Genomic DNA, 23334 nt, shown 5'->3' on the forward strand with positions numbered 1-23334 from the left:
GTGCCGATGACGACGACGCCGTTGTTGTTGTCGACGCCCGTGCTTCCGGTGTTGGTGAACGTCGCAGTTGCGTCCGGCACGCTCGGGTTGGATGACCAGTTGGTGGGATCCGTCCAGTCGCTGCTGGCGCCGTTCCAGTCGCCGTCCACGGCGTGGGCGGCGACGACGCCGAGCGCCGTGGTCGCGAGCAGGGTCGCCAGCGAATGGCGCGCGACGGACCGCAGCCCGTATCCGATCTGCCCACGCGTCCTTGTCGGTCCCGCCATCCCGCCTTCTCAAATCAGCAAAGAAATCATCGTCAGCGTGCAGCTGGGCCGCAGGGCGAGGCCCTTCACCCATGCCATAATCCCATGGCGTTGCAGCGGCCGGCAATGAACGGACATCTATTTGGGCCGGGTTCCTGGCCGTTCCGCTTGCAATTTCAACGATCGTGGCCGTTGGGCAACATGTTCAAGCCTTGCAACAAATGCAGAAGAGAACGTGGGTGCGCGTTGACTCGGGCAGGACAGGCGTGGGTTGATGACGGTACCGATCGGAACTAGTTTGGCGCTGGCGGCTCGCCGTCGTCGTGGCGCGGCCGGTGGTCGCAGGGGATGTCGATGTCCGGGTGGCTGAGACCGACAGGATTGGCCGTGTTGTTCATGGTTCTGGGCGCCGCCGAGACCTGGGCTGCCACCTCATCGCGCATGGATGTTCTACCCGACGACGCCGCGGGCAGCCCCGCCGACAGCGTCGATGTCGGAACGATGAGGCCGATCGCGCGGCCCGCGCAGCAGGCTGTGGCGAGGCCAATTCCCCGCGGCAATCCGCTGTGGTCGGTGCCGCTCTCGGCGCTGACCGTAACCCAGGAGCGCCCGATCTTCTCGGCCATGCGCCGGCCGCCGCCGCGCGCTGTCGCCGCATCGCCGGTCGAAGAGATCTCTGCACCGCCGCCCCAAGCGGTCGAGGCGCCGCTGCCGCTGCTGTTGGTCGGGGCCGTGGTGGGCGAGGGCGACGCCATTGCGATTCTCGTGAACCGCAGCGATCAGAAGGTCGTGCGCTTGCGGCAGGGCGAATCGCTCGGCGGCTGGTCGCTGACCTCGGTTCAGCCGCGCGAGGTGACGTTCAAACAGGGCGATCGCAGCGAGGTGCTGGCGCTGCAGCGGCCGGACCCGGCGGCCGCCCCCACGGGCCCGCCTGCGGATGCCGGCGGYAGGCTGACGATGCCAGGCACGACCGATACAGCGTTCTCCCCCTCCGTGCCGCGCGCCACGCCGAAGAACGGCGAGTCGGACGGGCTCTGAGCGCCGGCGCCCGGGTTCGGATGCCATTGCCTAAGCTCTCCAATCGCCTTAAGACGCGGCCTTAACGCCTTGATCCGATGGCACAGCGTGTGCGGCTGCCGTCGTTGGGAATCAGTCGGCGATCGGGCGCGCCGGGCCGATCGCTTGCCGGGAAGGATGCGGCTTGACCGACACGCAGATTGACGCGCCCGGCAAGGCCGACGGCCCGAGCGGATCCGGCGGTGTCGGCCGCGCCCGTCGGCTCATTCAGGGCTGGTCGGCGAACCTGGTCCAGATGGTGCTGGGACTGACCCAGCAGCTGCTGTTGATCCCGGCCTTCCTGCACGTCTGGACCGGCGACATGCTTGCGGCGTGGCTCGCGATCTATGCGGCCGGCAGCCTCGTCGTCGTGGCGGATGCCGGATTGCAGCTTCGGGCGGTCAACCGGTTTCTCGCCTTCAAGTCCAGCGCCGACAGCGACGGGCGGACCGCGAACTTCTATCGCGCCATGCTGCGGATCTATCTCGCGGTCGTCGCGGTGCTGGGTGTCCTGCTGTGCGCGGCCGTGTATCTCGCGCGGCCGTCGGCAGTGCTCGGTTTTCACGCGGCGCCGACATTCGATGTCGCGATGCTGGTGATGACGCTGGGCATGCTCCTCACCTTGCCCGCCAATCTCGCCTCCGGCCTGTATCGCGTGCGCGGCCAGTACGGCCGGACGGTCTGGCTGCAAAACGCCGCACTGCTGCTCGGACAGATCGCGCAGCTCGCCGCGCTGGCGGTGTATGGCAGCCTGCTGGCGGTGGCGATTGCCTTCGTGTCGATGCAGCTGCTGTTCGCGATCTTCATCGCCGCGTTCGACGCGCCGCGCCTGTTTCCGTTTCTGCGCCGTGCCGGCCGATCGCCGTTCGCACCGCCATCCTGGCGCTGGAGCATCGGGCAGTTCGGCCGCGCGCTGCCTTTTGCGGTCGCCAACGTCACCGAGCTCGCGCTCGTCAACGTTCCGGTGCTGCTCGTCTCCGCGCTGGTCACGAACCGCGTCGCAGTTGCGCAATGGGGCCTGACGCGCGTGATCGCGAGCCTGGTGCGCGGGCTCTGCCTCCAGGTCACTCTGCCGCTCGGCGCCGAGCTCGGCCACGACCATGCAATCGGCGACAGGGAGCGGCTGCGCCGGCTCTATGCCCATGGCTCGGTGTTCGTGACGGGGCTCGCCAGCCTGATCGTCGCGGGGCTCCTGCCGTTCTGGCCCGACTTCTTCGCGCTGTGGACCCATGGCAGCATTCCCTATGACGGGCCGCTCGCGGTGACGCTGCTGCTCGGCTCGGCGGTCGTCGCCCCTTCGCTGCTGGCGCTGGTCTTTGCCAATCACAGCAATCGCGGCGAGCTCCTGATCCGGACCAAGGGACTCCAGCTCGTCGTCTTCCTGGTGCTGTCAATTGTCCTGATCCCGCGGCTCGGACCGCTGGGCGCCGCGCTCGCGGTGGTCGCGAGCGACATCCTGGTCCAGTTCGGACTGCTCGGGCTGGTGATCATGCGGCAGACCCTGCATCACCCGTTCAGGCACATCGCCTTCCTGTTGCTCATGGCCATCGGCATCGTGGCGTCGGGCTGGCTGATCGGCCTCGCGATCACCGCGCTGGTGCCGGGCAGCGGGCTCGTGCATTTCCTCGCCGAATGCGCAATCTGGCTGATCGTGGTCGCCGTGCTCGCAAGCCCGCTGTTGAGCGGCGCGTTGCGCGAGCGGCTGCGCGCGCGGATTCCGGCTTAGCTCGCCTTAACGCGGCGTCAGCGCCAGCCGGTGCTTCAGCCGTTCCAAATGGCGGGCGAATTGCTGGTGGCCGGCCTCGGTCTCCTCGGCAAATTGCGCCAGCCGACGATGGCCGGCTGCGCGCAAACGCTCGGGCGTGCCGTCGGTGCGCAGAGCGACGATCGCATCCGCGAGAGAGCGCGGGTCGTCGTAGTCGAACAGGATCGCGGCATCACCCGCCTGCGCCTTGAACGCCTCTGGATAGATCACCGGCGTGCCGACCGCCCAGGCTTCCAGCGGCGGCAGATTGGTCGGGCCGAAATAGCTCGGCATCACCAGCGCCGAGGCGCCGCGATAGAGCGCGCCGAGCTCGGCGGACTCGACGAAGCCGATGATGGAGATCTGGTCCGACAGGCCGTAAGTGCGGATCGCCGCGTCGATCTTGTCGCGGCCGCCGCGGTCCGAGCCGCACAGCACCAGCCGTTCGGTGATGCCCCGCTCGCGCAAGCTTGCGAGCGCGGCGAGCAGCGTCATGTGGTTCTTGTGCGGCCAGAACTGCGCCGGATAGAACAGATAGCCCGGTTCGAGCCGATATTTCGCCAGCACCGCCGCGTCGGCAGCGGCATCGGGCGCGGATCGGCTGACATAGGTGGAGGGCGAGAACGGGATACAGACCGCGCGCTCTCTTTCCATGGCGTAGCGCCGGCAGAGATCGTCGGTCAGCTCGGGCGCGTTGACGATCACGACCGCCGCCTTGATGCTGGCGAGGCCGAACAGGATCTCGCGGCGCTCGAATTCGCCGAAGGTCCGGACCTCCGGAAATTCCGGCGCGTCGCGATGGCAGCCGTCGAAGATCGTGATGATGAAGGGCAGCTCATAGAGCAGCAAGTGCCGCTTCGAGGTCGAGGTGAAATGCACGACGTCGATGCCGTCGCGGATCAGCGCGCGCTCGAACGACGACTTCAGCTTCAGTGCGATCTGGACCAGATCGAACGGTCCGCAATATTTCAGGAACAGGAAGACATAGTCGAGCACGCCGAACTTGCGCAGCCGGGCCGCGACGCCGAACTCCTTCAGGATCTCCAGCGTCTTCGGATAGGGCGAGTACACCACGATCTCGTTGCCCGACTTGGCCGCCCAGTCACGCAGCCAGAGCAGGTCGCTCAGCGGCTGCTGGAAGCCGCCGCCGACTTCGAGGGCCTGTTCCAGCATGACGGCGAGCCGCAGCGGTCTCACGGCGTGACGCTCTTTCTGGCGACCGCGTAGGCCGCCCAGTTCTTCGAATGTGGTGCGTCCTGCGTCAGCCATGCGGCGTGGCCGGCCGGCTGGAGGCCGCTTGCCTGCAATGCCGCGTCGATCTCGAACGGAAACCAGTAGCGCATCCGGTGCGCTTCATCGACGCGCCGGATCGTGGCGCGGTCCGTGTCCTCGCAGAACAGCGTGTAGTTCACCGTGACGGTCGCGGCCTGTTCGTCATGATCGGATTGCGCGATGCGGGTGAGGCGCAGCGGCTTCTGCTCGATCACCTTGACCCGGGTCTCGACGCCCTGCGCGAGCACGGCGCCGCCGTACCAGTAGTCGAAAAAGAAAACGCCGCCCGGCTTCAGCGCGGCGTGCGCGGTGCGGAACATGGCCATCAGGGCATCGCGGCTGGTCTGGTAGCTGGCGACGTGGAACAGCGACACGACCGCATCGAAATCGCGTTCGGGGCCCGCGACACAGGCATCGCCCTGCCGGAACGGAATCGCAAGTCCCGCCTGCTGGGCGCGTGCCTTGGCACTCGCGATCATCTCGTGGCTGAGATCGATGCCGGCAACGTTCCACCCCTGGCGCGCGAAGGCGAGCGCGTGCAGGCCGGTGCCGCAGCCGAGATCGAGCAGCCTGCCCGAGGAAACGCGGTGGTCGCGCAGCCGCGCTTCGACGAACGCCGTCTCCGCCGCGTAATCCTTGTCCTGATACAAGAGGTCGTACCAAGGCGCGTAGTCGGCGAACACCGTCACGCCAGAATCTCCTTCAGCGCCTGCGCAGAGCGAGCGATCTCGTCGTCGGTCAAGGCAAGGCCGCTCGGCAAATAAAAACCGCGGCGGGCGATGTATTCCGCGTTCGGATGGGACTCACCGAGCATCAGGCCCATCCGGCGCAGCACCGGCTGTTCGTGCATGCACCAGAAGAACGGCCGCGTGCCGATGCCCTTTTCGCCGAGGCGGCGCATTGCTTCCTTGGCGTCGAACGGCACGTCGTCGCCGAGCACGATGCCGTAGACCCAGTAGATGTTGTCCGCATAGCCGGTGCGGGCGACCGGGCGGCGGACGCTGTTGAGGCCACCGAGATGCTCGTCATAGAGCCGGCCGATCCGGCGCTTGAGCTCGACCGTGCGCGGCAGGCGCTCGACCTGGGCGACGCCGAGCGCGGCCTGGAGGTTGGTCATGCGGGCGTTCCAGCCGAGCTCCTCATGGACGAAACGCTGCTGCGGCTGGAAGCAGAGATTGCGATAGCCTTGCAGGCGATCGGCAAGCGCGTCGTCGTCGGTGAGGATCATACCGCCTTCACCGGTGGTGACGTGCTTGTTGGGGTAGAAGCTGAAGGTCGAGACGTCGCCAAAGCTGCCGCAGGGCGCACCGCGATAGGTCTGGCCGTGCATCTCGGCGGCGTCCTCGATCAGCTTCAGATCGTGCTTGTGCGCGAGCGCCATGATCGGATCGAGATCGACCGGGAGGCCATAGATGTGGACCAGCATGATCGCGCGCGTGCGCGGCGTGATCGCGGCCTCGACACCCTCGACCGTCATGTTCCAGGTCGCGGGATCGCAGTCGACGCCGACGGGGACGAGGCCGGCCCGCACAATAGCGGCGGCGCAGCTGATGATCGTGAAGGTCGGGATGATGACCTCGGAGCCTTGCTCGAGCCCGAGCGCATGAACGGCGATGTCGAGTGCGACCGAGCCGTTGGTCACGGCGATGCCGTGGCGCCGCCCGGCAATTTCGGCCATCGCCTGCTCGAAGCGCTTGATGAACGGTCCCTCCGACGAGATCCAGCCGGTCCGGATGCACTCGGCGAGATAGTCGGCCTCGTTGCCGTCGAGCAGCGGCGTGTTGACGGGAATGAACGGCGCGGTCACAGGCCCGGACCCTTGATCCGGATTTCGGACGGCGCGACCTCGGCAAACCGGGTCTTGTCGTTCTCGCCGGAATAGGGACCCTGCTTGATCTCGAACATTTCGAGCGGCTCGAGCACGTGGAAGCCGTGGGCGCCGCTGCACAGCAGGATGATGTCGCCGGCACCGAGCACGCGGCTTTCGAGATATTTTTCCTCGACCGTGTAGAAGTCGACCTGGAGCTTGCCCTTCTGGATCAGCAGGACTTCCTGGGTGTAGTGCACCTCCCGCGTCACCTTGTTGTGGCGGTGCGGCTCGATGCTCTTGCCTTGCGGATGGCTCATATAGGCGAGCTGCTGCGACAGTTCCGGCGACGAAAAGAAATGGATGCCCGGTTCGCGGAACGAGGCGCGCACGATGATCGCGTAAAGCTGGTCGCCGAATCGAACATGTTCGACGTGTTCCATCTGGGCCTCGACAAAAAGCGCTGCAATTAGAGTGAGATAGCTGTCCCGTCGTGCACTTTGGCCATTTTGGCCGGGACCGTCAAGGGCGGACCGATTATGACAATCGGCGTGCCGTCGGCGTGGGTTTAGCCCACGAAAGCCAGGATATCCTCGACGCGCCTGCGGAACGTGTGGGCGGCAAATGTCCGGGCTTGTCCCGCCTTTGCAATGGACAGGCGTGCCGCATCGTCGGAGAGATACCGCTCGATCATCGCAAGGCAGTCCTCGACCGTGCGCCACGCTGCGACCTCACGCTCGGGCGCGAACAGCGTGTCGAGATTGTCCTTGAAGTCGGTGAGCAGGAACGCGCCGACCCCGGTGGCCTCAAACAGCCGCGCATTGCCGGCCTCGCGGCCGGCCATGTCGATGTGCGAGTTGAGCGTGACGCGCGAGGCGCGAAGCGCCTGGTACATTTCCACGCCCCACACCTCGCCCTGATAGCAGCGATGCAGCGGCGAGGAGGCGGGAAGCGTATGCAGGCCGCTGCCGAACAGTTTGAGATCGTAGCGCCGTGCCACCGCCTCGAGCTGCGCGACACGGAGCTGGTGATCCGCCGACAYCGCGCCGACGAAGGTGACGTCGAAGTTTTGCGACGGCAGCGGAGGCAGGATGTCGAGGATCGCAGGCTCGAAGGCGAGATGGACCACCTCGGCGCGCGCGCCGTGGGAACGGAAGAAATCGACGACGGCAGCCATCTGGGAGATCATGAGGTCGTAGACCGACCAGTCCTCGCCGCGCGAAGGCGAGATGCCGATCTGGCCGATCAGGATCGGGCGGCCGATCTGCTTGATCCGGCGCGCCAGGCGCGTGTCGACATGAAACAGATCCTGGTTGAGGACGAGATCGGGTTGGAACTCCTCGATCTGCGCCAGCAGGATCTGTTCCGCTTCCGCGTCGAGACGCGGGCTGAGCCCGACCTTGCGCGCGAGCGGCCGCAGCACCGGCTTGAATGGCGCGATGGCGCGTTGCAGCCAGCCGGGAACGGCATCGCGCGCGGCCGGCGCGCCCGGCGGTGCCGGCTCGGTGACGGCGAGGCCGTGCTCGCGCGCCCACGCCGCCCGCATCCAGGGATTATTGACATGGATGTCGGCGGCGACGTGTCCGAGACCGGTAAAGTTGCGGGAGTAGAAATCGGCGACGCCGAACAGGCTGGCGTTTCGCGCCGCCATCTGCGCCGCGTAGGGCTCGTTCTCGAGGCCCGGCCTGCGCCGGTAGAGCCAGGAGAGGAAGCGCGGATAGTCGGCGTTGAGGATCAGGATGCGCACGGCGTCACGGTTTCCGTTCGAACAGGCTGCGGGGCATCACGTACCAGAGCATGAACAGGATGGCGGTGCCGTGGGTGAGCATGGCGACCGAGAGCGGCACGTTGAGCAGGACGTGCGGCAGCACGCCGGCGGACATCAGGACGAAGCGGGGCGGAAGTCCCGCGGAGGCACGGTTGCCAAGCGCCAGCACGAAGCCGGATGCGAGCGCCGTCAAAGGCGCGAGGTAGAGGCCGACGGATGCGATCCCTTCGGTCGCAAACAGCGACGCATTCAGATTGCCGATGTCGTAGGCCTCCTGCATCACGACCGCCAGCGGCGCCTGGTAGGGACAATGCGTCAGCGGCTTGAGGATGGATATCTGGCAGAACCAGGTCAGCGGATGGCTCGCGAAGAAATTGTTGTAGATGTCGAGGGCGCTGGATGCGGTCGCGATCATCCGGATGTTGACGAGGTCGAAATATCTGCCGGGAATGCTGTTGAGGGGGGCGCCCGTCAGAACGATCACGATGAGGCCAAGGAGCATCGGGACGAAGATCGATGCGATGGCTGAAGTCCTCGCTTCCAGCAAGCGCGAGAGCACGGCCAGTGCGATCAGCCAGGCGGGCGTGAAGAAAGCGAACTTGGTCAGCGTGATCGGGTAGAAGAACAGCAGCAGGATCAGGACCAGGCCAGCGCGCCAGCGATGGCCGAGCAGCCAGTAGCAGGCGAAGGCGAACGGCAACAACGTGCTGGAGACCCAGCCCGTGAGATATCGCACCGCTGCCGGAAATTCGAGCGCGTTGCGATAGTCGTAGATGTGCGCGACCGTGATCAGCCGGAAATTGTAGGTAGAGGCCACGGCGATGGTGACCACCGAGACCGCCAGGATCAGCGTCAGCAGATGCTCGAAATGAGCATGCGACAACGCAACGAGCTGTCGCAGCGGCGCCCTGACGAACAGCACGGGCAACAGGAAGAGCACCAGCGCCAACGCCGCCGAGATGCCTGCGGGCAATTGCGGGTAGCTGTAATAGGAGAACACGTCGATCCACAGGAAGCCGAGGATCATCGTGTAGAAATAGAACCCGACGAAATAACCGAAGCTGAAGCGGGCGACGGCGAACAGCAGCGAAACGACGGAGAAGCCGAGCGCAACGATGATCGCGATCCAGAGGCGCTCCCCGCTGAAGCTGATATAGTACTGGAAGGTCGCGACCTTGATCAGCGACAGGCAAGTGACGAGGCTGTGCAGCAGCACCAGGATCGTCAGCGCGGCCTTCGAGTCCAGCCGCAATCGGAGATCCCTGACGATACCGGATGGTGCGTTCATTGCGGGCAGGCTCGCTGCGGACGAGGGGAGTTGCGAGCGGGATCAGGCCAGCTCAAGCGAGTGCTTGAAATAGGCGATCGTCTCCTTCAGCCCGTCCTCGAGCGCAACCTTCGGCTCCCAGTTCAGGACCGCCTTCGCTTTGGCGAGGTCGGGCTGGCGCTGCCGCGGGTCGTCCTGCGGCAGCGGCTTGAACACCAGCTTGGAGCGCGAGCCCGTGAGCTTGATGACCTTCTCGGCGAGCTCGCGGATCGTGAACTCGGAATTGTTGCCGAGGTTGATCGGGCCGGTGATGTCTTCCGCCGTCACCATCAGCCGCACGATGGCCTCGACGAGGTCGTCGACATAGCAGAACGAGCGGGTCTGCCCGCCGTCGCCGAACACGGTGATCGGCTCGCCCTTGAGCGCCTGGACGATGAAGGACGACACCACGCGTCCGTCATTGGGCTGCATGCGCGGCCCATAGGTGTTGAAGATGCGCGCGACCTTGATCGGCAGGCCATGCTGGCGCCAATAGTCGAAGAACAGCGTCTCGGCGCAGCGCTTGCCTTCGTCGTAGCAGGAGCGGATGCCGATCGGGTTGACGTTGCCCCAATAATCCTCGGTCTGCGGATGGATCAGCGGATCGCCATAGACCTCGCTGGTCGAGGCCTGGAAGATGCGGGCCTTGAGCCGCTTGGCGAGGCCCAGCATGTTGATGGCGCCGTGCACGGAGGTCTTGGTGGTCTGCACGGGGTCGCGCTGGTAGTGGATCGGCGAGGCCGGGCAGGCCAGGTTGAAGATCGCGTCGACCTCGATGTAGAGCGGGAAGGTGACGTCGTGCCTGACCGCCTCGAACAGCGGATTTGCGATCAGATGGGCGATGTTGCGCCGGCTGCCGGTGAAATAATTGTCGGCGGACACCACCTCGGCGCCCGCATCGAGCAGTCGCTCGCAGAGATGCGATCCGATGAACCCGGCGCCTCCGGTCACGAGGATGCGGCTGTTCTTGTAGCTTTCAAACGGCATGATCGGTTCCAGCAGGATCTCGGGCAGGATCTTGGGACGGTCTCGTCCGGTGCGGCCGGCAGAGTGGTATCGGCTACGCAAGGAAACGCCAATAGGCTTGAGTTAGGTATTTAAATACCTCTAAAGTCCGAACGGTTCGCGCCGCGGACGATTTTTCAGGCGCCGCCAGTTCGTATAGAAGCCGTCTGGAGTGCGAGGGGAACGAGTCTTCCCGTTCGGAGCAGGTCAATGAAAGTCGTAATTCTTGCCGGGGGGCTGGGCACCCGAATCGCCGAGGAGACCAGCACGCGGCCGAAGCCGATGGTCGAGATCGGCGGCCGGCCGATCCTCTGGCACATCATGAAGATCTACAGCCATTACGGCTTCCATGATTTCGTGATCTGCCTTGGCTACAAGGGCTACATGATCAAGGAGTATTTCGCGAACTACTTCCTGCACATGTCCGACGTCACCTTCCACCTCGCCGAGAACCGGATGGAGGTGCATCGCGAGACCGCCGAGCCGTGGCGGGTCACGCTGGTCGATACCGGCGAGGAGACGCAGACCGGCGGCCGGCTGAAGAGGGTGCTGCCCTACGTCGCGAACGAGCCCTTCTTCGCATTGACCTATGGCGACGGCGTCGCCGATATCGACCTGGCCGCCGAGATCGCTTTCCACAAGGCGCATGGGCGCCGGGCCACCGTCTCGGTGGTGCGGCCGGCCAAACGGTTCGGCGCGGTCTCGATCGAGGGCGACAGGGTGGTCAATTTCGAGGAGAAGCCGAACGACGACGGCGGCTGGATCAATGGCGGCTTCTTCCTGCTGTCGCCATCGGTCGGCGAGTTGATCGCCGGCGACAAGACGATCTGGGAGCGCGAGCCGATGGAGCAACTCGTGCGCGGCGACGATCTGCGAGCCTATGTGCACCACGGCTTCTGGCACCCGATGGATTCGCTGCGCGATCGCAACTTCCTCGAGGGCGAGTGGGCGGGCAACCGCGCCAAATGGAGGGTCTGGTGACGGATCCGGCATTCTGGCGCGGCAAGAGGGTCTTTCTCACCGGACATACCGGCTTCAAGGGCGCATGGGCCTCGCTGCTGCTGCGTCGGCTGGGTGCCAGCGTCTACGGCTATGCGCTGCCGCCGACGCATCAATCCGCACTGTTCGTGACGGCGCGCATCGCCGACGACATCAAGCATCGTATCGCCGATGTCCGCGATCTCGCGACCTTGCGCGCCGCAATGGCGGAGGCCGAACCCGACATCGTCATCCACATGGCCGCTCAAGCGCTGGTGCGCCCGTCCTATGAGGAGCCGGTCGAGACCTTCGCGACCAACGTGATGGGCACGGTGCATGTGCTGGAGGCCGCTCGGCAACTGYGCTCGGTGCAGGTGATCCTGAATGTCACCAGCGACAAGTGCTACGAGAACAATGGCGCCGGCACGGCCTTCCGCGAGGACGACCGTCTCGGCGGCAATGATCCCTACAGCAACAGCAAGGCCTGCGCCGAGCTCGTGACGCAGTCCTATCGCCACAGCTTCTTCAATACGCAGGGCGCCGCGCGCGTCGCGACCGCGCGGGCCGGCAACGTCTTCGGCGGCGGCGACTGGGCGCGCGACCGCCTGGTGCCCGATGCGATGCAGGCCTTCCTCGACGGCGAGGCGCTGCGCATCCGCAACCCCAATTCGGTGCGACCCTGGCAGCATGCGCTCGATCCCGTGCTCGGCTATCTGACGCTGGTCGAACGGTTGGCGGGCGACGAGCGCTTCGTCGGCGGCTGGAATTTCGGGCCCGACGCTGCAAGCGAGGTCCCGGTCGGGACGGTGGTCGATCATCTGATCGCGCTATGGGGCGACGGGGCGCGGTGGACGGCAGATGCCGGTCCGCACCCGCACGAAGCCGCCTATCTCAGGCTCGACTGCGCGAAGGCGCGCAACGAACTCGGCTGGAGTCCACGGCTCGATCTGGGGCAGGGCCTTCGTCTCACCGTCGACTGGTACAAGGCGCTGCGCGATGGCCGCGACCTGCGCAAGTTCTCGCTCGATCAGCTCGATCAGGTCGTCGGCGCCGCGCAGGCGGCATGATCAGCGCGGCAGATCGAGAATCTCGGCGATGCGGGCCTGGGCGGACACCGCGTGCTTCAGATGCGCGCCCGACAACACCGCCAGGTAGGATTTGAGCAGGACGACGAGCGCGAGGATGGCGCGCTCGACGTCCGGGGCGAGGCCGGTTCGGCCGAAGGCGGCGGTTTGCAGGGACGGCCGGTTCTCCATGAAGGTCAGCCAGTAGAGGTAGTCGTAGCCGGCGATGCCGCGGAACGCGTCTTCCCAGTCGATGACGCGCGGCTCGGTTCCCTGGAGCATGATGTTCTTCGGTCCGAAATCGCCGTGGCAGAGCGCTTCGGGCAAATCCGCGAGACGATCCCCGAGCAGCGCGATCAGCCGGCGCACCTCGGCCGCGCTGGCCTCCTCCAGCAGGCCACGGTCGGACAGCGTCTTCAGGGCCTGAGCGGCGGATGCCAGACAGCGCTCGAACGAGGCAAGATGATCCGGCCGCCAGTCTTCGAGCCGTTTGCTGCATTCGTGCGCCATCGCGGCAGCGTCCGCGGGCCGCATCGGGGCGGCCAGCGGTACGAGCACGGGCATCAGGATGCAGAGCCGGAGCGTTCCGTCCGCGAGCGGGACTTCGAAATGGTCGAGCACGATCGACTTGCCATAGAGCCGCGCGAGGATCTCGGCTTCCTTGGCGAGGCTGGCGCGCGCGGTGGCGCCTGGAAGATGCGTCTTCACAAAGCGCTTTTCGCCGGAGACATCCGCCTTGAGGCAGACGCCGAGCGTGCCGTCGGGCACCGGCGTGACGGTGACGTCGCGGCCGGAGGATTGCAGATGCCGCTGAAGTGCGGGCAGAAGGCGCGCGCGATCGGCGGCGATGTCGGGGCGGTCGTCGGTTTCGAAGAACGCGATCTTACTCAGCACGATAGAGCGGGCTCAGATAGTCGATCCGGTCGTAGCCGAAATGACGGGCCAGCGCCGCGGTGCCCTGCGCGATCTGCCTGCGCTCCTGGTCCGAGAGCTCCTCGATGACCGCCTGGTTGTAGTCCCTGGTGCTCTTGAGCACGGTTCCCCAGGGCGCGATGGAGTCCTTGATCTCGACGCCGTTCCAGCTCGGATAGAGCATGGCATCGGCGAAGGGCACGCCGATAAAGCCGGCTGCCTCGGTCATGAACTTGCGCTTGTCCTCGACGAGGTCTTCGTAGCGGAAGATCCGCACGTTCTGCGGATACATCTTCGCGAACATCTCGACCGTCGAGTGATAGATGTTCCAGGTGATCAGGTATTTCGTCAGCGGCTGCGGGAAGGGGCGGCGCTTGGTGTCGCGATAGGCCGAGAACGGATTGCGCACGATGTGCAGGATGCGGATGTTGGGGAAGTCGCGCACCATGCGGTCGGCGTCGATGCCGATGGCGGGCGAATAGCCGACATGGACCATGCCCGGGCGCGGCTTGGCGTAATAGTTCTCCCAGGCCGCGAAGGTCGAGCGGAAGAAGGCCTCGATCACCTGGCGGCGGAAGACCGGAGGCTCGCCGACCAGCCGGGCAAATTCGGCGACGCGCTTTTTCTCGTCCATCACGCAGTCCGCATCGCGGAACTTGGAGCCGTTGCGCTTGCGCAGGAACGTCTTCAGCTCCTCGTCGATCATCTGCTCGTAGAGCTCGATCGCGCTCAGCCCTTCCGGAAATTCGGGATAGCGGTATTGAACGCGCTCGACGGAAGCGAGGAAGTCGTTGAAGTTGCGGTTGCCGAGCTGCGACTCGAAGGGATAGACGAGCAGGTCGGGATGGCCGTCGAAGTGACGATGGGTGACGTTTCCGCCGTGCTCGAAGCCCGCGGAAACCATGGCCAGCCTGAAGTCACTCATGCGTCTACCCCTGCGTCGTCGAACCTCGATCCTGGCCCCCCGTTTAGCCGCATCGGCCGGATAATCAAGGTCGGATCGGGCTCCAACCGTGCCGGGAACGCGGCTCCGGGCCGGGGCGCTTGCCGAACCGGGACATTGACGGGCCCGGGGTAGCTGATCTACCCGGGGCCATGCGTGTTTTTGTCACCGGCGCAAGCGGCTTTCTGGGCTCCTATCTCGTTGCGGACCTCGTGGCGCGGGGGCACGAGGTGGCGGTCCTGTTGCGGCCGGCAAGCTCCCATTGGCGTCTCGGGGAGGTCCATGACCGGTTGCACGTGATCCCGGGCAGCCTGGAGCATCTGGACGGGCTGCGCGGCGCGCTGGGGGCCTTTGCGCCGGAGGCGGTCGTGCACATGGCCTGGCGCGGCGTCGCAGGGGCCGACCGCAACAGCCCGGTTCAGGCGGTCAACGTCGCCGACACGGTGCGGCTCGCCGAGCTCGCAGCCGAGGCCGGTGCCGGGATCTTCGTCGGCGCCGGATCGCAGGCGGAGTACGGGCCCTACGATCGCGCGATTCGCGAGGAGGATGCGCCGCGGCCGACGACGTTGTACGGCATGGCCAAGCTCGCGGCCGGATCGATGGCGATGCGCCKGTGCGAGGAGCGGGGGCTGCGTGCGGCCTGGCTCAGGATCTTCTCGACCTACGGGCCGAAGGATGCCGACCACTGGCTGATCCCGGGCATGATCCGGAACTTGCGCTCCGGACAGCACATGGCGCTGACGGCCTGCGAGCAGCGCTGGGGATTTCTGCACGCGCGCGATGCCGCGGCCGCCTTCCGGCTGGCGATCACGCATGAAGCTGCGGGCGGCATCTTCAACGTCGGCAGTGCGGATGCGCCGCCGCTGCGCGAGACGGTGACGCGGCTGCGCGATCTCGTCGACCCCGGCGCAGTGCTCGGCTTCGGCGAGTTGGCGTACCGGCCCGATCAGGTTATGGTCCTGGCCGCGGACGTTTCGCGCATGCTCGCATTGGGCTGGAAGCCCGAAGTGCCGTTGGATCAGGGACTACGCGAAACGGTAAACTGGCATGACGCGACCAAGTCTTCCCGCAAATCGTCCTGAGCCGAGGGAGTTCGCCCGGYGGATCCGTGCGCACGCGTTGCGCATGGTGCATGCCGCCAAGGCCTCGCATATCGGCGGCTGCCTCTCGATGGCGGACATCCTGGCGGTGCTGTACACGCAAATCCTGCGCGTCGACCCCGCCGATCCGCAAGCCGCCAGTCGCGACCGCTTCGTGCTCAGCAAGGGCCACGCCACGGCGATCATGTACGCAACGCTCGCCGAATGCGGTTTCTTTTCGCTCGCCGAGCTCGACACCTACTGCCGCGACGGATCGATCTTCACCGGACACGTCAGCCACGCCGTGCCCGGCGTCGAGGTCTCCACCGGTTCCCTCGGCCACGGCCTGCCGATTGCGATCGGCATGGCGCTTGCCGCGCGCTCGGCAGGCGGTGGCAGCCGCGTCTTCTGCCTGCTCAGCGACGGGGAATGCGACGAGGGCTCGAACTGGGAAGGCATCCTGTTTGCGCCCCATCACAAGCTCGGCAATCTCTGCGTCATCGTCGACTTCAACAAGATCCAGAGCTTTGGCTCGGTCGCCGAGGTTCTCAACCTCGATCCCTTCGCCGAGAAGTGGCGGTCGTTCGGCTGGCACGTCGAGGAGATCGACGGTCACGACACGGCCGCGCTCGAGCGTGTGCTGAGCGCGGTGCCGGCGGCCTCGGGCCGGCCGACCGTCGTGATCGCACACACGATCAAGGGCAAGGGCGTGAGCTTCATGGAGAACAAGCTCGAATGGCACTATCGCTCGCCCTCGGATGAACTGCTCGCGCAGGCGTTGGCCGAGGTCGGTGCATGAGGACGACGTTCATCGAGAGCCTGTCGCAGGCCGCGAGCGAGAATCCCGATATCTGGCTGCTCTGCGGCGATCTCGGTTATTCCGTGCTTGAGCCCTTTGCGGCGAAGTTTCCCGAGCGCTACTTCAATGTCGGCGTCGCCGAACAGAACATGGCGGGGATCGCCGCCGGCATCGCGCTGTCGGGCAAGACGGTCTTCATCTACTCGATCGGCAACTTCCCGACGTTGCGCTGCCTCGAGCAGCTCCGCAACGACGTCTGCTACCACGGTGCCGACGTCAAGGTCGTGGCCGTGGGCGCCGGCTATGCCTATGGCAGTCAGGGCTACACCCACCACGCGCTGGAGGATGCAGGCATCATGTCGATGCTGCCGGGCATCGAGGTGTTCGTGCCCTGCGATCCCATGGAGGTGCGCGCCGCGACGCGTCTGATCGCAACAAGCGGCAAGCCGTCCTATTTGCGGCTGAGCCGTGCCGGCGAGCCGAATCTGGGTGCCACCGCGGTGACCGACATCCGCAGGCCGCGCGTCCTGCGCGAGGGGCGGGAGATCGTCATCCTCGCGTCTGGACCGGTCGCCTCACGCGCGCTGGAGGCTGCCGACGAGCTGGCCAGGCGCGGCAAGGACGCCGGTGTCGTCAGCGTCTCCTGCCTGAAGCCATTCGACGAGGCCGCGATCCGCGAGGCCGTGCGCGATGCCGCGCTCGTCGTGACGCTCGAAGAGCACATCCTGCGCGGCGGCCTGTTCAGCCTGGTGGCGGGCGCATTCGCCGGCGACGTGGTCAGGCCGCCGATCGCGGGCATCGGCATTCCCGAGCAGGGAGGCAAGACCTCGCAGGCGGGATCGCGCGAGGCGCTGCTCGATGCCGCCGGCCTCTCGGTTCAGGCGATCATCGCGCGGATCGAGCAATCGCTGGCGAAGCGCTGAGACGGCCCGTACGTCACGTGCCGGGCGGCGGTGCGGGGTCGAAATTGACGCGTTCGCGCTCGAACACCACGGGCTTCTCGCGAACCTGGCCGTAGATCGCGAGAACGTATTCGCCGATCATGCCCATGAAGAACAGCTGCACGCCGCCGAAGAAGAACATGGCGACGATTAGCGTGATGATGCCGGGCTCGGCGAGCTGCCTGTACAGGATCAGGCCGACGACGAAATTGACGATCGCATAGCCGATGCTCAGGGCCGAGATCAGGAAGCCCGCGAACAGCCCGAAGCGCACCGGCGCCGTGGTGAACGACACCAGCCCGTTGAGGCCCTGGTCGATCAGCGCGCCGGCGCGGTTCTTGGAAAAACCCTTTTTGCGCTGGCGCCAGGTGTAGGGAACGCCGACGGCGCGGCCGCCGCATTCGAACGTCATCATCCGCATGAACGGATAGGTGTCGCGGACGCTCCGCATCGCCTCGACGACGCGCCGGTCGACGAGCTGGAAGTCGCCGACGCCGGGCGGAACGTTGACCTCGGAGAAACGGGTCAGAACGCGGTAATAGGCATTGCGGATGCCGCGCATCAGCCGCCCTTCCTCGCGGACCGCGCGGATGCCGTAGACGATCTCGTAGCCGGCCTCCCACAGCTTGACGAATTCGGGAAGCAGTTCGGGCGGATCCTGGAGATCGGCCGGCATGAACAGGAGAACGGCGTCGCCGCGCGAGGCCATCACGCCGTTGAAGGTGTTGCGCAGCGGTCCGAAGTTGCGTGCGTTGACGATGATCTTCACCGCGGGATCCTGTGCGGCGATTTCGCGCAGGATCTCCACGGTGCGATCGTCGGAGGCGTTGTCGCAGAAGATGTGCTCGCGCCGATAGCCCTTGAGCTCGCCGTCGAAGATCTTCCGGATCGCCTCATAGCAATCCCTGACGTTCAGCTCTTCATTGTAGCAGGGCGTGATGACGCTGATTGTTTTCACGTTGGTGTCTCTGAAGCGGGGCAAGGGATCACCGCGGCGTGYCGGCGGCGTAGATGGCGGACTTGCGGTAATATCTGGCGATGCAGTCGTTCGGCAATCTGCCGGCATCGGCCGTCACGTCGGCGGTCATCAGCAGGGACGGCGTCCATTCGTGCCGGGGAACGGCGACAACCGGCTCGGGGCTCGTTGTCAGGAGGGCGTGCCGTGCGGCGCTCTCCCGCCAGTACGGGTACAGGCTCTGCCACTGCGAGCGCAGCTGGAGCGCCGTCGAGCTCAGGCCAAGCGAGGCGATCATGAGGAGCGTCAGGCTCGCGGGCATCCCGACCGGACCGAGCAGGCCGCGACCCGCGCCCGCCGCAAGACGTTCGCGCAATTGCGGGCGGTAGGCGCGAACGAGCAGCCTGACGCTGAGCGTCGATCCGAACAGCAGCAGGATCAACGCCTGGTTCTGCGCCCGCTCGACAAGCCGCATCCCCGTCGCATATCGATGAGCGAAATATTCGAAATAGCAGCACGCCAGGCAGACCGCGATCGTGCCGAGGGCCAACAGCCTGCTCTTTTGCGGCGCTGTGGGCGCGGGATCGGGCCCGTCCAATGCAATGAGGCCGACAGCGGCGAGCCAGGCGACGATGGCGGGCTCTCGAAGGAAGCGGCCGAGTCCGGCGAGCGAATCGAGAAGCGCTTGGAAAACCGACCAGATCACACGCCCCCCGTTCGGGAGTTGTTCCATGCGCGTGCCGTTGCCGTCGGCCGATACGACGATCATCCATCCGATGGCGATCGCCGTTGCGATCAGGATGTGATGCACGATCTGGCGCTGCTGGCCGAAGACATGGCGCGCACTCAGTGACGCCGAGACCATCAGCAGGAGCCAGACGCCGGTGAATTCGTTGCACAGCGCAGCCGCGAACCCGCCCACGGCCATGGCAAGGCTGAGCGGCCATGAAAAGCCGGCTTGCCCGTCCAGCGCCCGAATGCACTCCCCGAGGATCAGGATGGTGACCAGGGCGGGCGGGACGTAACAGGTCACGGCCGACAGCCAATAGAGCAGATCCCGCACGCTCGGCGCCGCGCTAACCGCGGCGCTTGCGAATGCGAAGGTGAGGAAGGTCAATTGAAGCGCGCCGGTGCGAGGCCAGGCACGGACCATGGCGAGGGCCGTCGCGGCTATGAACAGCCCCGCGCTCGCAGCCATCGTCAGTGCATAGGCCGACAGTAAGCTGACATTGGCCGCAGCGGAGATTGCCGGCGGGATCTGGGTCAGCCAGAGGGCCAGGATCCGGCCCGACTGCGAATGATAGAAGATCGACACGGTCTGGACGAAGCCGTGGCGCATGTACAGTTCCGCGAAGCAGAAGTCGTCATGTTCGGGCGCGCTGAGCGAAGTCAGCGCAAACAGAGACAGCAGAAAAATTGCGGGAAACAGGCTGCACAGCACCCAGCCTATCCTGGCCCGGCGATCGGCGAGGGGACGCGCTGCCAGTGGAATAACACCTTGATTGTACACGCAAAGCCCCCTCCGATCCGGGGCAGACTAGAGACAACCGATCCAGGTCGCAATGTTCATTTCCCGCCGTCGCAGGTGGCTRTGCGGCGCTTGCCGCGCAGGGTCGCGAGCGTCGCTAGAATTCCCGCCGCTTCAACCAGGCTCGCGCCCCCCAATGGGCAAAGCACCATGCCGATCTGACCAGGGAGAGTTGCTCGACGTCCCGATAGATCTGCCAGACCCATTTGGCGGAGCGCATCGGGCGGCTGGAGACCGAAGAGCCCCTGACGCGGTAGCGTGCAAGGTCCTCGTTGAGGCCGAATGCGGTCTGGCCGGGCTTGAGGATCGAGAGCCACAGGCAGAAATCGTCGTAGCCCTCGTTCTTCATCGCGATGGGACCGGCGATCTCGCGGTCCACCATCGCGGTCAGCGTTGCGATCGCGGTGTTCTTCAGCAGCTGCTCGTAGCTCAGCGAAGCCGGCACCTCGATCAGGCGTCCGGTGACCGTGTTGGTTTCGTCGATGCGGCGGAAAGCGGTGTAGCTGAGTGCCGCCCGCTTTTCGCGGGCAAACGCGAGCTGGCGCTCGAGCTTGCCGGGCAGCCACAGATCGTCGCTGTCGAGGAAAGCGAGATAGCGGCCCTGCGCAGCATCGATCGAGGCCTGGCGCGCGAGCGCCGGACCACCATTTTTGGCCTGCCGGATCAGCTTGACGCGAGGATCGCGTTCGCCGATCGCCGCAATGATCTCCGGCGTCCTGTCGGTCGAGCAGTCGTCGGCGATCAGGAGTTCCCAATCGGCGAAAGTCTGGTTCTGCACCGAGCGGATCGTCTCCTCGATCAGGCCTTCGACGTTCCAGGACGGTGTGATGATCGAGACGAGCGGCATGATGGGTCCGTTCAGTTCACACCGGCGGGTTCGGCGATGGCCGTGTGCAAGGAGGCGGAAAACGTGTCGAGCAGCTTGGGATCGCTGATATAGAGCTCGCCCGGATAAGACCGGCGCCAGGCAAACTCGAAATAGGGCGCGCCTCTGGCCGGATCGAACGGCCCGGCGCGCAATGCTTCGCGGAGCCGCGCGGGCACGTCGGCCAGGCGATCGACCGCATAGACCAGCGGGCAGGAGCGGTAGAAGGCATCGCCCATCACCACGACCGGCTTGCCGAGCAGCAGCGCCTCGGCACCCGACTTGCTGTTGACGGAGATGACGGCGTCGGCGCGATTGAGCACGGTGTAATTGTTGGTCTGCGGCGGCAGCAGCACGAAATTGTCGAACCGGCGCGCGAGTTCGTACAGGCGATCGGCCGAGATCGCGCCGATCTGGGCGGGATGTTCCTTCACCACCAGCACATGTGAATCCGGGATCGTGCGCAACAGGAAATCGACGGTCGCGACCTGGTCGAGATAGTCCGGCGAGCGCAGCGTCAGCGCCATGTCGGCGGGAACGTGGAACGGGTAGTAGACGAAGGGCGTTTCCGGGATCGGCTTGTAGAGCTTGCGCAGCCGCGTCGCGTTGAGGGCCATCGCGGCGTGCACGCGCGCATGCCTGAGATTGTGTCCGAACTCCTGGTGCTTGCCGAGCGCGAACTGGTCCCAGAGCTTTTCGACAAGACGATGGGCATTGCGCAGGTTGGCGACCTTCTTGAATGCCGCCGAATAATGATGCTGGTCCTTCTTGGGGATGACGATCGCGCGCTGCGCCAGCGTATCGTCGAGATAGGCGCGCACCTCGGGGGACACGGCATCGGCTGGCTTCGCCATCATGTCGGGTGCGGCAAAGCTGTCCGGCGTGAAATACATCCGGCCGCGAAAGAACGACGGCTCCATGAACCAGTTGCGGATGCCCCGGCGCCTGGCGGCGTAGAAGCTCGCGATGACGGAGAGGAAGCCGCCGAGCTCCTGGACCAGCTCGGCACGTCGCCCCTGTGCCTCCAGCCGGTCGAGCACCGCCTCCATGGCGTTGGCATAGATCATGAACCGCCGGCGCAACGCGGCCGTATCACTGATGCCGAAGGTGAAACGCTCGTGGCTGAACAGGAAATTGGTCCCGTCGAGTCCATAGCCGGCGACACGGGCATCGAACGCCTTGCGGTCGTCGGGCGGTGAGGCGGCCTTGAGGCCCTCGCGATACATGTTCGTGACCGGCACGCCTGCAGCGGCCGATATCTCGGCGCTGCGATCGTCGAAGGCAAGCAATTCGACATCATTGCCCGCGGCGCGCAGCCGCTGCGCGACCGGAATCCAGAACCGGGTCTGGTATTCGGCAAGCGTGGTGATGAGTATGGTCTTTGCGGATGTGGTCATGACTCTATCGGGCGGGTTCGATCGCGATGCTCGCGAGCGGCAAGCCCGTCGTCGCGCAATGCGCGCGTCTTGCCGTAAATTGCGACGGGCTCGCGCGATCATGAGCTGCGATACGCTGAAGCAGGATCTTGACGAAGCTCGGCTCGATCCGCTTGTCGCGCCGGGCCGGATTGACCTGGCTGCGCAGCCGCTCGGTGACGGCCGATCCGAGCACGGCGCTCGCGGCGCCCTTGACGATTTGGCCGACGCTCGGCTTGTCGCGCGTGCCCTTCACGGTCGCCAGCAGCGAGACGTAAGGCCGGGGCGTACCTCGTGCGCGCGTCAGGACATCGGCGACCCGGTCGGCGGCCTGTCCGTCATTGAGATGGAAGAAGGCCTCGATATCGGCGGCGTGAACGCCTGCGAAATCGAAGGTCTCGGTCTCGCTGTCGATGTGATCGATCGCGCCGAGCAATTCGTCGAACGAGGTGACCGACCGGCTGACGCGCGCGGGCAGCGCGGCATGCCCGGCGGTCGTCGGCGTGTTCAGGTATTCGAGCTGGAGCGGCAGCTTTCCCAGCAAGACCGATTCGACGGCCGTACCGCAGTTGAGATGAACGACGGCGGCCGCATTGCGGATGCGATCGAGCACGCTGCCGGTGCCGTCGACCAGGACGTTGGCGTGGCGCGCGAGCGCGTTGCGATAGACGTCCTCGCTCTCGAAGGGATGCGGGCGGACGAGAATGCTGCGGTCGGGCCGCGCTGCGGCGAGCCGGTCGATCTCGGCGAGATAGTTGGCGAAGACCTGCTTCAGGTCCGCGATGAAGCGATCGACATAGGCGCCATCCCAGCCGGCCCGCACCATCGCCTCGCGCTCGCCGCCGGGCTTGCCGGTGAAGCGTGAATTGACCAGCGGAAAGTTGGCGTTGACGAGCAGATAGCCGCGCGGCTCGCCGTCGAGCAGCGCGCGCCAGCGCGGCGCTGCAAAATCGAAGCGCGGACAACCGGTGAGGTGGAGCTGCTCCGGCTTCATGGTTCCCTCCGCCAGGAAGGCGTCGTGGAGCCGGTTGCCCCAGAAGAAATAGCCCGCCAGGATCTCGGCGTAGCCGCTGCCCTTGATGTGCGCGGCCATCGCCGGCGGCGAGTTGCCGCCTTTCTCCGCGAGCACGCCGCCTTCGGTATCGAGCACGTACAGCGCGAGGCCGGCCTTGGCAAAGCTGCGCATCAGGTCGAGATTGACCGGGCGCGCATAGTTGGCCACGAGCGCATCGAGCCCGAGCCGCGGGACGTCGACCGCCTGCTCGTACATCGGCACCAGCATCACGGAGACGCCGCGCCGCGCGAGTTGATAACCGAGCATGACTGCCCCCGGCAGGTCACGCTTGGGGTGATCGACCACCAGGCCTATGCGCAAGATATCAGCTCCCGGAGGTCCGCGTCAGAGCCGCATCACGGTGCGCTCGAGGTCCGTCAGGGCACCGACCGCGCGGAAGCGCGCCGGCGGTTCGGGATAGATGCGCGGCTGCTGGATATAGGTTGCCGTGTAGAGCAGGCGGCTGTGATCCGACTGGATCCGGCTTCCCATGTGCAGGCAGCGGGCGGTGTTGACGATGAAGCACGACAGCCGGGGCGCGATCATTTCCTTGACCGCGTCGGGCCCGGTCTTGGCGAACACCTGCGCGTCGCTCATG

At 65.8% G+C, this 23334-nt stretch carries 22 protein-coding genes and 1 pseudogene; 7 read left to right on the forward strand and 16 right to left on the reverse strand.

The window, feature by feature from the left end; translation table 11 throughout:
• Nucleotides 1-266: hypothetical protein (locus ACXJL8_RS08160; RefSeq protein WP_456684844.1), on the reverse strand; the 266-nt coding region annotated here is incomplete at its 3' end.
• Nucleotides 267-641: 375 nt separating this feature from the next.
• Between ACXJL8_RS08160 and ACXJL8_RS08165 the strand changes: the two genes are divergently transcribed.
• Both ACXJL8_RS08165 and ACXJL8_RS08170 read left to right on the forward strand, forming a co-directional pair.
• Nucleotides 642-1283 carry a hypothetical protein gene (locus ACXJL8_RS08165; RefSeq protein ID WP_456620992.1) on the forward strand — a complete coding sequence of 214 codons (642 nt, stop codon included), beginning with the start codon at nt 642-644 and terminating at the stop codon, nt 1281-1283.
• A 163-nt stretch (nt 1284-1446) separates the two neighbouring features.
• Entirely contained in the window at nt 1447-3027 is a 1581-nt protein-coding gene (locus ACXJL8_RS08170; protein ID WP_456620897.1) for a lipopolysaccharide biosynthesis protein, read from the forward strand.
• A 6-nt stretch (nt 3028-3033) separates the two neighbouring features.
• On the opposite strand, the gene ACXJL8_RS08175 is transcribed toward ACXJL8_RS08170, so the two are convergent.
• From ACXJL8_RS08175 to ACXJL8_RS08205, 7 genes are all read right to left on the reverse strand, one after another.
• A complete protein-coding gene (locus ACXJL8_RS08175; RefSeq protein WP_456620898.1) occupies nt 3034-4242 on the reverse strand; it encodes a glycosyltransferase in 1209 nt (402 codons plus the stop codon).
• A complete protein-coding gene (locus ACXJL8_RS08180) occupies nt 4239-5006 on the reverse strand; it encodes a class I SAM-dependent DNA methyltransferase (protein WP_456620899.1) in 768 nt (255 codons plus the stop codon). The genes ACXJL8_RS08175 and ACXJL8_RS08180 overlap by 4 nt, the downstream gene beginning before the upstream one ends.
• The gene (locus ACXJL8_RS08185) at nt 5003-6124 is read right to left on the reverse strand and encodes a DegT/DnrJ/EryC1/StrS family aminotransferase (protein ID WP_456620900.1); all 1122 of its coding nucleotides are present in this window, start codon (nt 6122-6124) and stop codon (nt 5003-5005) included. The genes ACXJL8_RS08180 and ACXJL8_RS08185 overlap by 4 nt, the downstream gene beginning before the upstream one ends.
• The gene (locus ACXJL8_RS08190; protein ID WP_456620901.1) at nt 6121-6567 is read right to left on the reverse strand and encodes a hypothetical protein; all 447 of its coding nucleotides are present in this window, start codon (nt 6565-6567) and stop codon (nt 6121-6123) included. The genes ACXJL8_RS08185 and ACXJL8_RS08190 overlap by 4 nt, the downstream gene beginning before the upstream one ends.
• A gap of 125 nt (nt 6568-6692) precedes the next feature.
• Nucleotides 6693-7871, reverse strand: a complete 1179-nt coding sequence (locus ACXJL8_RS08195; RefSeq protein ID WP_456684845.1) for a CgeB family protein — start codon at nt 7869-7871, stop codon at nt 6693-6695.
• Nucleotides 7872-7875: 4 nt separating this feature from the next.
• Entirely contained in the window at nt 7876-9180 is a 1305-nt protein-coding gene (locus ACXJL8_RS08200) for a hypothetical protein (protein WP_456620903.1), read from the reverse strand.
• 42 nt (nt 9181-9222) lie between these two features.
• A complete protein-coding gene (locus ACXJL8_RS08205) occupies nt 9223-10185 on the reverse strand; it encodes a UDP-glucuronic acid decarboxylase family protein (protein WP_456620904.1) in 963 nt (320 codons plus the stop codon).
• A 228-nt stretch (nt 10186-10413) separates the two neighbouring features.
• On the opposite strand from ACXJL8_RS08205, the gene rfbF reads away from it, so the two are divergent.
• Nucleotides 10414-11184, forward strand: a complete 771-nt coding sequence (gene rfbF, locus ACXJL8_RS08210) for a glucose-1-phosphate cytidylyltransferase (RefSeq protein ID WP_456620905.1) — start codon at nt 10414-10416, stop codon at nt 11182-11184.
• A complete protein-coding gene (gene rfbG, locus ACXJL8_RS08215; protein WP_456684846.1) occupies nt 11181-12248 on the forward strand; it encodes a CDP-glucose 4,6-dehydratase in 1068 nt (355 codons plus the stop codon). Before rfbF ends, rfbG begins: the two co-directional genes overlap by 4 nt.
• On the opposite strand, the gene ACXJL8_RS08220 is transcribed toward rfbG, so the two are convergent.
• A complete protein-coding gene (locus tag ACXJL8_RS08220) occupies nt 12249-13139 on the reverse strand; it encodes a phosphotransferase family protein (protein WP_456620907.1) in 891 nt (296 codons plus the stop codon). It abuts the gene before it with no gap.
• Nucleotides 13129-14082 carry a sulfotransferase family protein gene (locus tag ACXJL8_RS08225; protein WP_456620908.1) on the reverse strand — a complete coding sequence of 318 codons (954 nt, stop codon included), beginning with the start codon at nt 14080-14082 and terminating at the stop codon, nt 13129-13131. Before ACXJL8_RS08225 ends, ACXJL8_RS08220 begins: the two co-directional genes overlap by 11 nt.
• A gap of 119 nt (nt 14083-14201) precedes the next feature.
• Here ACXJL8_RS08225 and ACXJL8_RS08230 point away from each other — a divergent pair, with 119 nt between their 5' ends.
• From ACXJL8_RS08230 to ACXJL8_RS08240, 3 genes are read left to right on the forward strand one after another with little or no spacing between them, the layout of a single operon-like run.
• A complete protein-coding gene (locus ACXJL8_RS08230) occupies nt 14202-15182 on the forward strand; it encodes an NAD-dependent epimerase/dehydratase family protein (protein WP_456684847.1) in 981 nt (326 codons plus the stop codon).
• Nucleotides 15148-15978, forward strand: coding sequence for a transketolase (locus ACXJL8_RS08235; RefSeq protein WP_456684848.1), 831 nt, complete (start codon nt 15148-15150; stop codon nt 15976-15978). The genes ACXJL8_RS08230 and ACXJL8_RS08235 overlap by 35 nt, the downstream gene beginning before the upstream one ends.
• Nucleotides 15975-16901: a transketolase family protein gene (locus ACXJL8_RS08240; RefSeq protein ID WP_456620911.1), complete on the forward strand. Its 927-nt coding sequence runs from the start codon at nt 15975-15977 to the stop codon at nt 16899-16901. The genes ACXJL8_RS08235 and ACXJL8_RS08240 overlap by 4 nt, the downstream gene beginning before the upstream one ends.
• Nucleotides 16902-16914: 13 nt before the next feature.
• Here ACXJL8_RS08240 and ACXJL8_RS08245 read toward each other — a convergent pair whose 3' ends face one another.
• The 6 genes and pseudogenes from ACXJL8_RS08245 to ACXJL8_RS08270 form a co-directional block, all read right to left on the reverse strand.
• Nucleotides 16915-17877 carry a glycosyltransferase family 2 protein gene (locus tag ACXJL8_RS08245; RefSeq protein WP_456620912.1) on the reverse strand — a complete coding sequence of 321 codons (963 nt, stop codon included), beginning with the start codon at nt 17875-17877 and terminating at the stop codon, nt 16915-16917.
• A 28-nt stretch (nt 17878-17905) separates the two neighbouring features.
• Complete coding sequence (locus tag ACXJL8_RS08250; RefSeq protein WP_456684849.1) at nt 17906-19315, reverse strand: DUF6056 family protein; 1410 nt, start codon at nt 19313-19315, stop codon at nt 17906-17908.
• Nucleotides 19316-19499: 184 nt separating this feature from the next.
• Nucleotides 19500-20249, reverse strand: a complete 750-nt coding sequence (locus ACXJL8_RS08255) for a glycosyltransferase family 2 protein (protein WP_456620914.1) — start codon at nt 20247-20249, stop codon at nt 19500-19502.
• Between the two features lie 11 nt (nt 20250-20260).
• Entirely contained in the window at nt 20261-21664 is a 1404-nt protein-coding gene (locus tag ACXJL8_RS08260) for a capsular polysaccharide export protein, LipB/KpsS family (RefSeq protein WP_456620915.1), read from the reverse strand.
• Nucleotides 21665-21668: 4 nt separating this feature from the next.
• Nucleotides 21669-23057, reverse strand: a complete 1389-nt coding sequence (locus ACXJL8_RS08265) for a surface carbohydrate biosynthesis protein (RefSeq protein ID WP_456620916.1) — start codon at nt 23055-23057, stop codon at nt 21669-21671.
• Nucleotides 23058-23081: 24 nt separating this feature from the next.
• Nucleotides 23082-23334 (reverse strand): annotated as a pseudogene (locus ACXJL8_RS08270) (hypothetical protein); the annotation flags it as partial.

Source organism: Bradyrhizobium sp. P5_C11_2, assembly GCF_054049755.1.